General features: G+C 68.6%; 14 protein-coding genes. 9 read left to right on the forward strand and 5 right to left on the reverse strand.

What is annotated here, in order from left to right:
• A partial coding sequence (locus VE172_RS06975; RefSeq protein ID WP_324799078.1) for a DUF8185 domain-containing protein occupies positions 1 to 214 on the forward strand: 214 nt, incomplete at its 5' end.
• Positions 215 to 425: 211 nt separating this feature from the next.
• The gene (locus VE172_RS06980) at positions 426 to 1,091 is read left to right on the forward strand and encodes a type III secretion system chaperone family protein (protein ID WP_324799081.1); all 666 of its coding nucleotides are present in this window, start codon (positions 426 to 428) and stop codon (positions 1,089 to 1,091) included.
• Positions 1,092 to 1,156: 65 nt separating this feature from the next.
• Here VE172_RS06980 and VE172_RS06985 read toward each other — a convergent pair whose 3' ends face one another.
• The 4 genes from VE172_RS06985 to VE172_RS07000 form a co-directional block, all read right to left on the reverse strand.
• Positions 1,157 to 2,560 carry a M1 family metallopeptidase gene (locus VE172_RS06985; protein ID WP_324799084.1) on the reverse strand — a complete coding sequence of 468 codons (1,404 nt, stop codon included), beginning with the start codon at positions 2,558 to 2,560 and terminating at the stop codon, positions 1,157 to 1,159.
• A gap of 11 nt (positions 2,561 to 2,571) precedes the next feature.
• A complete protein-coding gene (locus VE172_RS06990; RefSeq protein WP_324799088.1) occupies positions 2,572 to 3,021 on the reverse strand; it encodes a globin in 450 nt (149 codons plus the stop codon).
• A gap of 64 nt (positions 3,022 to 3,085) precedes the next feature.
• On the reverse strand, positions 3,086 to 4,432 hold the full coding sequence (locus VE172_RS06995) for an MFS transporter (protein WP_324799091.1): 1,347 nt from the start codon (positions 4,430 to 4,432) through the stop codon (positions 3,086 to 3,088).
• Between the two features lie 142 nt (positions 4,433 to 4,574).
• Complete coding sequence (locus tag VE172_RS07000) at positions 4,575 to 5,582, reverse strand: mechanosensitive ion channel family protein (RefSeq protein WP_324799093.1); 1,008 nt, start codon at positions 5,580 to 5,582, stop codon at positions 4,575 to 4,577.
• A gap of 166 nt (positions 5,583 to 5,748) precedes the next feature.
• Between VE172_RS07000 and VE172_RS07005 the strand changes: the two genes are divergently transcribed.
• A complete protein-coding gene (locus tag VE172_RS07005; RefSeq protein ID WP_349258285.1) occupies positions 5,749 to 6,246 on the forward strand; it encodes an HNH endonuclease in 498 nt (165 codons plus the stop codon).
• Here the strand turns inward: VE172_RS07005 and kynU are convergent.
• Positions 6,243 to 7,505: a kynureninase gene (kynU, locus tag VE172_RS07010; RefSeq protein ID WP_324799097.1), complete on the reverse strand. Its 1,263-nt coding sequence runs from the start codon at positions 7,503 to 7,505 to the stop codon at positions 6,243 to 6,245. The two genes, VE172_RS07005 and kynU, sit on opposite strands and share 4 nt — an antisense overlap.
• 113 nt (positions 7,506 to 7,618) lie before the next feature.
• Here kynU and ctaJ point away from each other — a divergent pair, with 113 nt between their 5' ends.
• The 6 genes from ctaJ to VE172_RS07040 all read left to right on the forward strand — a co-directional run.
• A complete protein-coding gene (gene ctaJ / locus VE172_RS07015; protein ID WP_324799099.1) occupies positions 7,619 to 7,909 on the forward strand; it encodes an aa3-type cytochrome oxidase subunit CtaJ in 291 nt (96 codons plus the stop codon).
• Positions 7,896 to 8,321 carry a DUF5130 family protein gene (locus tag VE172_RS07020; RefSeq protein WP_324799102.1) on the forward strand — a complete coding sequence of 142 codons (426 nt, stop codon included), beginning with the start codon at positions 7,896 to 7,898 and terminating at the stop codon, positions 8,319 to 8,321. The genes ctaJ and VE172_RS07020 overlap by 14 nt, the downstream gene beginning before the upstream one ends.
• A 124-nt stretch (positions 8,322 to 8,445) precedes the next feature.
• Positions 8,446 to 9,495: a PhoH family protein gene (locus tag VE172_RS07025; RefSeq protein WP_349258284.1), complete on the forward strand. Its 1,050-nt coding sequence runs from the start codon at positions 8,446 to 8,448 to the stop codon at positions 9,493 to 9,495.
• Positions 9,496 to 9,516: 21 nt separating this feature from the next.
• The gene (ybeY, locus tag VE172_RS07030) at positions 9,517 to 9,987 is read left to right on the forward strand and encodes an rRNA maturation RNase YbeY (RefSeq protein ID WP_324799107.1); all 471 of its coding nucleotides are present in this window, start codon (positions 9,517 to 9,519) and stop codon (positions 9,985 to 9,987) included.
• Positions 9,988 to 9,993: 6 nt separating this feature from the next.
• Positions 9,994 to 11,280 carry a hemolysin family protein gene (locus VE172_RS07035; protein ID WP_324799108.1) on the forward strand — a complete coding sequence of 429 codons (1,287 nt, stop codon included), beginning with the start codon at positions 9,994 to 9,996 and terminating at the stop codon, positions 11,278 to 11,280.
• A gap of 4 nt (positions 11,281 to 11,284) precedes the next feature.
• Positions 11,285 to 11,577 (forward strand): cytidine deaminase (locus VE172_RS07040; protein ID WP_324799110.1); only part of this gene is annotated, 293 nt, incomplete at its 3' end.

The raw sequence follows: 11,577 nt of genomic DNA on the forward strand, positions 1-11,577 counted from the left end.
GCTGCGCGACGCGCTGCTGGATCATGTCGCGGTGACGGTGTCGGTAGCGGACGGTGATTATGCCATAACCACACGTGTGGTCGTGGGCCTGTTGCGCATGGGTTTCGGCGCCCCGACACAGCCCGTTCGGGTGCTGTTGTCCGGTTCTCGGCTCGGCGTGGCGGGCGCGGGCGGCACGATCTGGAACCCCGCCAGCGGCCTGACACTGCGTTGACGTGGCCCACATCGCACGTTCCGTCCGTTGCCCATCGGCCGTGCGATGGAGGCTCATCCTCTTTTCGGTTGAATTCCATACCCTTCCGTAGTGATGTCGGGCCTTCGCCCTGGTGTTTTGTCATGGGGCGCGGGTAGTTTCGGCCCCGCGCGACCGAGGAGGAAATCGACGGGCGCGCGTCTTTTGAGTTCAACGACGGGAGGGGTCCCTCATGGCTTGGTGGTGGAAGCGCCAGTCATCACAATCGTCGACCGACGACGTCGCCCAGGCGTCCGAACGCGACATTCCGCGCCGTGCCCAGCGCGCGCCGATCCCGGCGCAGCGCGATGCCGAGATGGTGCTGGAATCCGCTGAGGTGACCGACCGCTGGGACATCATCAAGCAGGACATCGCCGCCCTGGATCCCGACTTCCTCACCGAGCTGGATCGCATCGTCGCCGATGAGCAGCACACCACCCTGAATCGGGAACTCACCGAGGAACGCCTGGTGGAGTCGCTGAAGCGGCTGTCGATCCGCTACCTGGTCGACGAGGGCGGCTCCCTGTTGGCCATGTGGGAACGCCACATCATGCAGATCCGCCTGGAGGGCCCCGAGAACGACATCCTGGTGCTGCGCGCCCGCGCGTACCAGACCCTGCCGTCCGACTGGAATGACCACGCCTTCCGCGCCACGAACGAGTGGAACCGCACCCGCCGTTTCCTCAAGGCCTACGTCGGCGAGTCCACCGAGGCGGGCCGCATCCCGCTGTACGGCGAGACCCAGCTGCCGCTGCGCCCCGGCCTCACCGACGCCCTGCTCGACGAGTTCATCGACTGCGCCGCCGCGGTGTCGGGCGCCTACATCGATTGGCTGCACGACGAAGGCGGAGTCCTCTAAGACCTTTCCCCACCCCCAAGATTCGGGCCCAATTCCTTCCCCCTGGAGTTGGGCCCGAATCAATGTCACGAACGGGGCGTGGTGTCGGAGTCGAGCCAGGAGTCGAAGAAGTCCGTCAGGTCGGTGCCGGTCTCGCGATTGACGAACGCGACGAATTGGCGGCGGGTGACGGACTTGTTGGCGTGCTGGGAGACCCAGTCCGACAGCAGGTTGTCCAGGGCCTCGCGGCCGCCGAGCTTCGTCCTCAGGTGGTACAGCATCAGGGCGGTGCACACGTAGACGTTGTTGTCGGCGAAGTAGTCGGAGTAGTAGTCGGAGTAGTAGTCGCCGGGCGGTCCATAATCGTCGCGCAGCTTCTGATCGTGGCCGTTCCAATAGTCCAGGATGTCGGAGAGGTCGCGGACGTGGTGGTCCACTTTCCACATTTGTTCGGTGTAGGTCGCCGGGCCCTCGTTGAGCCACAGATCCCGCCAATCGCGCGGGGTGGCGCTGTCGCCGAACCACTGGTGCGACAGCTCGTGCACGATCAGGGCCTCGCCCGACGATCCACTGTCGAGATCGCCCGACAGGGTCACCATCTGCTGGCTCTCCATGGCGTTGGCGCCGCCCACGATCACCAGACCCGCCGAGTCGAACGGGTAGCGGCCGTAGTGTTTCTCCAGCCAGGACAGCATCTCGGGCATCCGCTTCAGGGCGGGGCGCCAGTCGGCGTTGCCGGGCGCCAGCCACGCCGTGATCGGCAGGCGGTGCGGCCCCGTCATGTCGATGCGCTCGAACCTGTCGACCGCCAGCGTGGTCAGGTAGCTGGCGACCGGGTCCTTGCCCGAGGACCAGCGGAACGTGTTCTTCTCGCGCCCCTTGAACTTCCCGCTGGCCACGCCCGAGTAGCCGTGCGGGACGGTGACGTCGATGTCGTACAGCGCCTCGTCCGACGGGTGGTCGTTGACGGGGTACCAGGTGAGCGCCCCGTACGGCTCCTGGAATGTCCACAGTCGCCCCCGCTCGCCGTCGGTGGTGATGCCCAGCCCCGGCGGCGAGTCCATTCCCTCCGACGGCCCCGGGACCTGTTTCGGTGTGCCCGAATAAGTCACGTCGACGGTGACGCGGCGGTCGGTGCGCAGGCGCCTGTCGACCGTCAGGTGCCACTTCGCCTGGGAGAACGCGGTCTTGTCGCCGTCCACCGTCAGCGCCGACACGCGCATCGACTTGGCGAAGTCGAGCGTCAGTCTATTGGCGTCTCTGGTCGGTCGAATCGTCAGCCGCGCCTTTCCCTTCAGGACATGGGAATGCGGGTCGTAGTCGATGGACAGTCCATAGTGCAGGACGTCGATGTTGGAGTGCCCGTACGCGGGATAGACGGGATCGTCGACGGGCCGGCTCTCTCCCGCCGCGTAGTCGTCGGGACCGGACGCCGAGCATCCCGCCAGCAGCAGCGACAGCGCCAATGCGCCCGCGACGGCCCGCCTCATACCCCGGGGCGCTAGTGGGAGTTGACCATGAAGTGGGCGGCCCGCTCCAGGTAATCCCACAGGATGCCGTCCAGCTCGGGGGCCAGGTCCAGGGAGTCGACGGCGCGGCGCATGTGGTGCAGCCAGGCGTCGCGCTCGCACGGCCCGATGGTGAAGGGCGCGTGGCGCATCCGCAGTCGCGGGTGGCCGCGCTGGTCGGAGTAGGCGTGCGGTCCGCCCCAGTACTGCTCGAGGAACATCCGCAGCCGATCGGCCGCCGGGCCCAGGTCGGCCTCGGGGTACATGGGCCGCAGCACCGGGTCGTCGGCGACGCCGGCGTAGAACTCGTCCACCAGCTTGCGGAAGGTGTCGGTGCCGCCCACCGCGGCGTAGAAGTTCTCCGGCACCGCCGTGGCGGCGGTGCGCAGCGGAATTCCGCCCGCGGCGGGCGGGGTCGGTTGCGGCGCGATATCGGCGGGCATCTTCATATCCTGCCAACTGTTGGGTACAAACGGAAAGACATCGCGTCTGGAGTCACATTCGCGTTCACGCCACACCGCCGCCCGCCGACGGCCGCGGGGCGGCCTGGCCGCCGGGCACCTCGGCCACCTGCGGGCGCTGCGCCTCGGACACCGCGTCGTCGAAATCGCTGCTGGCGGGCCAGAAGATCAGCAGCCCGCCGACCAGGATCGTCCCGGCCAAACCCCAGGTACCGACGCTGGCGTGCACGGAAAGCCCGGACTGGGTGAGGCCGCCGGTGGCGACCACCGCGATGCCCTGGATCAGCGCCATCCCGCTTTGCATGACGCTGAACGCCCTGGCCCGATAGCCGTCCGGCACCGCCTTGACGAAGATCGCGTTGAGCGGGGCGATGGACGCCAGGGTGAGATTGCACACCACGGCGATGAGGATGATGCCGCCGCTGGGCGGGTCGAAGAACGCCGGGATCAGGCTCAGCGGCGCGATCAACACCAGGGGGCGGATCAGCTTCTGCCGCAGCGCCGGTCGGGTGAAGCGGGTGAACACGATCGACGACAGGATCGCCGCCACCGGTGCGCTGGCCATGATGGTGCCCTGCAGCACCGCGCCGCCGCCCCGCTCGTGCGCCCAGGGGGCCGCAGCGCCCTCGGGGATGATCGTGAACATGACGGTGGTGAACACCACCAGCGCGATGATGCGAAGCACCTTGTTGCCGAAGACCAGGGCGAAGCCCTCGGCGGTCTCGCGCAGCAGGCTCTTGCGTTGCGAGGCGTCGGAATCCGCCGGGCGGCGGTGGACGAAGGTGACCAGGATCAGCGCCGACACCGCGAAGCACCCGGCGTTGACGAACAACGCGATGTGCGGATCCACCGCCGAGATCACGCCGCCCAGGAAGTAACCGGCCAGCACCGCCGACTGGGTGAGGGTGAGATACAGCGACAACGCCAGGGTGAGGACGTCCCCCTCCACCAGCTTCGGCAGCAGGGCCGAGCGCGCCGACTGATACGCGGGCTCCACAGTGGCCGACAGGAAGACCAGCAGCAGCATCACCGGCAGCGCCACGTGAGGGGGCAGCGGCAGCACCGACACCACGGCCACCAGTCCGATCAGGACCATGCGCACGACGTCCGAGGCGATCATGGTGGTGCGGTACGGAAAGCGGTCGGCCAGGGTGGCCAGCAGCTGCGCCGGACCCAGGTACGGGGCGTAGCTGATCGCGAAGGTGCCGGTGGCCAGCAGCGCCGACCCGGTCTGCCGGAAGATCAGGAACGTCACCGCGACCCGCACCAGCATGGTGCTGCTCTTGGACACCGTGAACGACGCGAAGAGCGCCGCCACTTCCTTGGAGGCGAACACTTGCCGATAGGTCGCGGGTCGGTCGCCGTCCGAGCCGGGTCGCGGGTGGCTGGTCACCGCCGGGGAGTCCTTCCGGTGAGGCTAGACAGGAGGGTTGAACGCGTGCCACTTCAGTTTGCCCGATCGGGGGAGGGGGTTGTCAACCGGATGGACGGGGTTTGCATCGGACTTTCGGCGGTTCGTCCCCAATGCTGGGAAATCACCGCCCGCCCTGGGTTGGCGTCCGCGGAACGTAAATGCGTCCGACCGACGTGTCCTCCATCATCCCGGCCGCGTGCATCGCCCGGGTTATCCGGCGGCGCAACTGTCGCCCGATCGCCCACTGCTGCGCCGAGTCCACCTTCAGGACCACTCGCAACACCGTAGCGTCAACGGTCAAGTCGACTACTCCCTGTACATCCGGTTCTTCCATAATGGATTCCGACCAGTCGGGGTCGTCGTGCAGCTCGCGCGCGGCGGCGCCGATCACCTCGCTGGCCCGGTCCACGTCGATCGAGGGGCTCAGCGGCAGGTCGAGGACGATCTTCGACCAGCTCTGCGAGTGGTTGCCGACCCGCAGGATTTCTCCATTGCGGACATACCACAGTGTCCCCGACATGTCACGCACCGTGGTGACGCGCAGCCCCACCACCTCGACGGTGCCCACCACCTCGCCGACGTCCACGGTGTCGCCGACGCCGTACTGGTCCTCCACGATCATGAACAGCCCGCTGATCACGTCCTTGACCAGCGTCTGGGCCCCGAAGCCCAGGGCCACACCGACCACGCCCGCGCTGGCCAGGATCGGACCCAGGTTCACATTGAGCTCGGACAGCACGAGCATGCCCATGATCACGTAGATCAGCCAGGTGACCAGGCTGCGCAACACGACGCCGATGGTCGCGGCGCGCTGCTTGCGGCGATCGCCCAGCAGCTCGGTGGCGTCGGCGTCGGCCATCAGGTTGGGCACCCGTTCCCTGAACGGGCGCAACAGTTTCGGGGTGTTGCCGTTGGCGGTGGAACGGGCCAGCCGCTTGATGGTGCGGTTGATCAGGCCGCGCACGACCAGGCAGATCACGATGATCATGAGGATGCGCAACGGTTTGACGATCAACCACTGGCTGCTTTCGGCCAGCCAGGCATTGTGGGTGTACTTCCACACCAGCTGGCAGGCCGATGTCGATTCGGCGCCGCATCGCGGCGTTTGGGTCAGTAGGGAGGTCAGCACGCAATTTTTCTTACACCACGTCGGTTGGTTGTGATGAAATGGCTCGTCCGGATCGCGACGTGAGTTACGTAGGTGCGTTTGACGTTCGGATGCGTAAGACTAGGTCTAACACTCACCGAGGAGGTGTTTGATGACCGCCAGCGGAACGCACGCCGCAAGCGGCAGTATGACCACGAATGCCCTGGTGCTCAACGCGACCTACGAACCGTTGTGCGTGGTATCCGTTCGCCGTGCCGCAGTGCTGCTGTTGTCGGAGAAGGCCGAGACCGTCACCCCGGGTGACGGTTTTTTGCACAGTGCCCAGGCCATCATCCAGATCCCCTCGGTTGTGCGGCTCAATCGTTACGTCAAGGTGACGCGTCGCCGCGGGGTCAGCCTGACCCGGCGCGCGGTCTTCGCCCGCGACGGCTGGAAGTGCGCCTACTGCGGCGGCCCGGCCGAGACCATCGACCACGTGATGCCCCGAAGCCGCGGCGGCGGCCACATCTGGGAGAACGTGGTGGCCTCGTGCGCGCGCTGCAATCACAAGAAATCCGACCGCACGCCCGGCGAGATGGGCTGGCGGCTGGCCTCGGCGCCCAAGGCGCCCAAGAACCCACTGTGGAGAGTGCTCGGCCATAGAACCCCCGACCCCCGCTGGGCGATGTGGTTAATCGCCGCCTAGGTCACCCTGCCGTGGGCGGTGTCGTACCGCTCGAAGGCGCGCTTCTCGACGATCCCCTTGATGATCCTCAGTCCGTCATGGACGTCGGCGTAGGTGTTGTACAGCGGCGCGAACCCCAGCCGCAGCCGATCGGGCTGGCGGTAATCGGGAATCACCCCCTGGTCCCGCATGGCCTGGCCGATCCGCCATGCCTCGGCGTGGGCCAGGGTGAGATGCCCGCCGCGGCGCGCGGCGTCGGCGGGCGAGGCCAGGTGGAAACCCAAGGGGCGCAGCCATTCCTCGGACAGGGCCCGGGCGTACTCGCCCAGGCGTAGGGACTTGGCGCGGATCGCCTCCATGCCCGCGCGCTGCGTCACCTCCACCGCGACGTCCACCAGGGCCAGCGCCACGACGGGCGGGGTGCCCACCGCGAAGCGGCCGATGCCGTCCACGGGGGAGTAGTCGGGCCCCATGTCGAACTGGTCGCGCTGGGAGAACCAGCCCCAGATGGGTTGGCGCAGTTCGGTTTGCAGATCGGAACGCACATAACAGAAGGCGGGCGCCCCGGGCCCGCCGTTCAAGTACTTATAGGTGCAACCGACGGCCAGGTCGGCGCCGGAGTCGTTGAGCTCCACGCCGACCGCCCCCGCCGAATGGCACAGGTCCCACAGGATGCGGGCGCCGTGGGCGTGGGCCAGCCCGGTGACGGCGCGCATGTCCGCCAGCGCCCCCGACCGATAGGCCACATGGGACAGCACGACCAGCGCGGTGTCGTCGCCCAGCGCCGCCTCGAGCGCCGCGGGGTCCAGACCGGCGTCGATGTCGGTGTGGATCATTCGCAACTCGGCGCCCGAGCGCTCCGCCAGTCCCGCCAGGATGTAGCGGTCGGTGGGGAAGTTGTCGTCGTCGGTGATGATGACGCGGCGCCCCTCGGGGGCGGCGTCGAGCGCGGCGGCGGCCAGCTTGTACAGATTGACGCTGGTGGAGTCGCCCACCAGCACCTCGCCCGCCGAGGCGCCCACCAGCTCGGCGATCCGATCCCCGGCCGAGCGCGGCAGGTCGATCCAGTCGTCCCAGCCGCGGATCAGGCGGTGGCGCCATTCCTTCTCCACCACCCGCGCGACCGCCGCGGCGGCGGCGCGCGGCGGGCGGCCCAGCGAGTTACCGTCCAAATAGATCACGCCGTCGTCGTCGACGGCGAACTCGTCCCGGAAGGCCGCCAGCGGATCGGAGGCGTCCAGGGCCACGGGGTCCGAGGAGGCGTTCGGTTCGGAACTCATGACCCACATGATGCCCTGTCGGCGGTGCTGGGGGCCACTTCGGCTAGTGTGCTTGTCGTGCATGGCGGTGCCTGGTCACCGCACACGAGTGACCTTTGTGAAGAAGGCGGAAGATGACGGTCATACAGACGGCTTTGGTGTTCGTCGGCATTCCCGTGGCGGTGTTCCTCGTCGTCGCCGGGATGGTGTACGGCGGCAGCGCCCGCGCGGCCCGGCGCTATCGCCCCGGGCGCGACTACGACTTCGCGCCGGTGTGGTTCCTGGCCCGGCCCGAGGAGGTCTCGGTGGCGGGAGCCGCCGACTACGTGGCCTCCGGCGGCGAGGGCGACGAGCCCAAGGCGCTGGAGAGCGGGCCGTCGATGACACGCACGGGAGTCAAGGGAGGCGCAAGTGGCAACTGGTGACGTCGAGGTTTCCGAACCCACGCAACAACCCACCAAGGCCGCCGACGTCCTCGACGGCCCCTTCACCGTCCGGCAGCTGCTGCGCATCGACGAGGCCCTCAACGCCGCCGACCGCATGACCGGACTCACCTTCAGCGTCTACATCGGACCGCTGCACGAGCCCACCTCGGGCGCCGCGCGCGGCCTGCACGACAAGCTGGCCGACCCGTCCGAAAGCGTCCTGATCGCTGTGTCCCCCCAGCAGCGCAAGCTGGAGATCGTCACCGGCGAGAACGCCGCCAAGCGCATCCCCGACCGCAACGCCGCCCTGGCCGCCATGTCCATGACGGCCTCCTTCGGCGGCGGCGACCTGACCCGCGGCGTGGTCGACGGCCTGCGCCAACTCGCCGATCAGGCGTCCGGTTCCGCCTGAGACCCGCGCCCAATCCAGGTGCCGACGGCCGCGGTGTGGCTATACCATTGCCGCACACGTCGCGCATCTATCCGCGGCACCGATCACGTGAGAGCAGGTGGCCAAAGGCCTTCGGGCCGTGCCTATGTCAGACGCATCGTCATCCAGCGGGGCGTCCCGTCCCCAGACCAAGGTCACAGTCGGCGATCCCCGGACGATGGTGAGTCTGTTGGGGTCGGCCGATGAGCACCTGCGTTTCATCGAGCGGACGGTCAGGGCCGATGTCCACGTCCGCGGTGACACGATCACGCTGAGCGGAGCCCCCAAGGACATCGCCGAGGCCGAGCGGCTGTTCTACGAACTCATCGGCCTGATCGAAAGCGGCGAGACGCTGTCGGTGGACGTGATTCGCCGCACCGCGGGCATGCTGGCCTCCGGGGCCGCCGCCACCGACGAGGAGTCGGGCGGCGACGTGATCAGCCACAACATCGTGTCGCGCCGGGGCCGCAGCATCCGACCCAAGACGGTCGGCCAGAAGCGCTACGTCGAGGCCATCGACAACCACACCATCGTCTTCGGCATCGGCCCGGCCGGCACCGGCAAGACCTACCTGGCGATGGCCAAGGCCGTCCAGGCCCTGCAGGCCAAGCAGGTCAACCGGATCATCCTGACCCGCCCCGCGGTGGAGGCGGGCGAGCGGCTGGGCTACCTGCCGGGCACGCTCAACGAGAAGATCGACCCGTACCTGCGCCCGCTGTACGACGCGCTGCACGACATGATCGACCCCGAGTCGATCCCGCGCCTCATGGAGGCGGGCACCATCGAGGTGGCGCCGCTGGCCTACATGCGCGGCCGGTCCCTCAACGACGCGTTCATCATCCTGGACGAGGCGCAGAACACCACCGCCGAGCAGATGAAGATGTTCCTCACCCGGCTGGGCTTCGGCTCCAAGATCGTGGTGACCGGCGACATCACCCAGATCGACCTGCCCGGCGGCGCGTCGAGCGGGCTGCGCGTGGTGCGCGGCATCCTCGAGGAAGTCGACGACCTGTACTTCACGGAGCTGACCAGTGCCGACGTGGTGCGCCACCAGCTGGTGGCCGACATCATCGACGCGTACTCCAAATGGGACGCCGAGCAGCGCTCCGGTGACAACATGGACGCGTCGGGCCGAAAATCCGGCCGACGGCGCTGACGAGGGGACGAGGGCCGCGACGTGACGATCGAGATTGCCAATGAGTCGGGCGCGACCGTGGACACCGCGGCGATATGCGACGTCGCCCGCCACGCACTGTCCGAAATGGGCGTGAACCCGCTGGCGGACCTGTCGATCCTGGTGGTGGACTCCGGGTACATGGCGGAGCTGAACCACCGCTGGATGGGTTCGCAAGGCCCCACCGACGTGTTGGCGTTCCCCATGGACGAGCTGTCGGTGGGCCGGGGACCGTCCAATGACGAGGAACCGGTCGCCGAGACCCTCCTGGGCGACGTGGTGCTGTGCCCCGAGGTGGCCGAGCGCCAGGCCACCGCCGCCGGCCACTCCGCCGCGGACGAGCTGCACATGCTGACCGTCCACGGTGTACTGCACATCCTCGGCTACGACCATGCCGAGCCCGACGAGGCCAAGAAGATGTTCGGACTCCAGAAGTCCCTGTTGGACGGCTGGCGACGAGAACGGACCCCCTGACCCCCGATGTCCTCCTATACCCTGCTCGGCATTGCCGCCGCCCTGGTGGTTCTGGCCGGGCTGTTCGCCATGACCGACGCCGCGCTGTCGCGGGTTTCCCCCGCGCGCACCGGCGAACTGGTCCGCGAGAAGGCGCGGGGCGCGGCGAGCCTGCAGCTGTTGGTCGCCGACCTCCCCCGCTACGTCAACCTGTTGCTGCTGCTGCGCCTGGCGTGCGAGCTGACCGCCACCACCCTGGTCGCGGTCGCCGCGTTTCGCGCCTGGGGCGTGGGCTGGGCGGCCACCCTCACCACGGCCGGCTCCATGACGCTGGTCAGCTTCGTGCTGATCGGCGTCGGTCCGCGCACCCTGGGCCGCCAGCACGCCTACCCGGTCGCGCTGGCCTCCTCCGGCATCGTCCGGTGGCTGGGGCGCGCGCTGGGTCCGCTGGCCAAGCTGCTCATCATGATCGGCAATGCCGTCACCCCGGGCAAGGGCTTCCGCGAGGGTCCCTTCACGACCCAGACCGAGCTGCGCGAGCTGGTCGACATCGCCGAGCAGCGCGGTGAGGTGGAACACGGCGAGCGCGAGATGATCTACTCGGTGTTCGCCCTGGGCGACACGATCGCGCGCGAGGTCATGGTGCCGCGCACCGAGATGGTGTGGATCGAGTCGGACGAGTCGGCGCACCGCGCGTTGGCCCTGGCGCTGCGCTCGGGCTTCTCCCGCATCCCCGTCATCGGCGACGACGTCGACGACGTGCGCGGCGTGGTCTACCTGAAGGACCTGGTGCGGCTGGGCCGCGACGGCTCCGACCCGAAGATCGCCGACGTGATGCGCGAGCCGACGTTCGTCCCGGAGTCCAAGCCCGTGGACGATCTGTTGCGCGAGATGCAGTCCGCGCGCATCCACATCGCGATCGTGGTGGACGAGTACGGTGGCACCGCCGGCCTGGTCACGATCGAGGACATCCTCGAGGAGATCGTCGGCGAGATCACCGACGAGTACGATGTGGAGCGGCCCACCGTCGAGCGACTGGACGACGGCGGGGCGCGCGTCACCGCCCGTCTTTCCATTGAGGACCTGTCGGAGCTGATGGGCGTGGAGATCCCGCCCGGCGACGTCGAAACGGTGGCGGGGCTGCTGGCCCAGGCGCTGGGCAAGGTTCCGATCCCGGGGGCGCGGGCGCGAAGCCACGGCCTCGAGCTGACCGCCGAGGGGACAGCGGGGCGGCGCAACCGCATCGACTCCGTGGTGGTGCGCAAGGTGAGACAACCGGTGGCCTCGGAGGCCGGCGACGAGGAGAGGGGCTGAAGCCGTGAAGGACGCTGAGGACGACAAGCTGGTGACCCTGGCGCGGGCCGCCGCCGCCCGGGTGGGCGCCACCTCGGGCGCGGCCGTGCGCGACGACGACGGGCGCACCTACGCCTCGGCCGCCGTCAGCCTGCCCTCGCTGAAACTGTCGGGGCTCCAGGCCGCCGTGGCCCAGGCCGCCGCGGCGGGCGCCACCGCGCTGGAGGCGGCGGTGCTGGTGTCGCTGGGCGACGACCCCGACGGTCTGGCGGCCGTGCGCGACCTGACCCCGCAGACCCCGGTGTACCGCGTCAACGG

Source organism: Stackebrandtia sp. (assembly GCF_035643755.1).
Lineage (GTDB): Bacteria > Actinomycetota > Actinomycetes > Mycobacteriales > Micromonosporaceae > Stackebrandtia.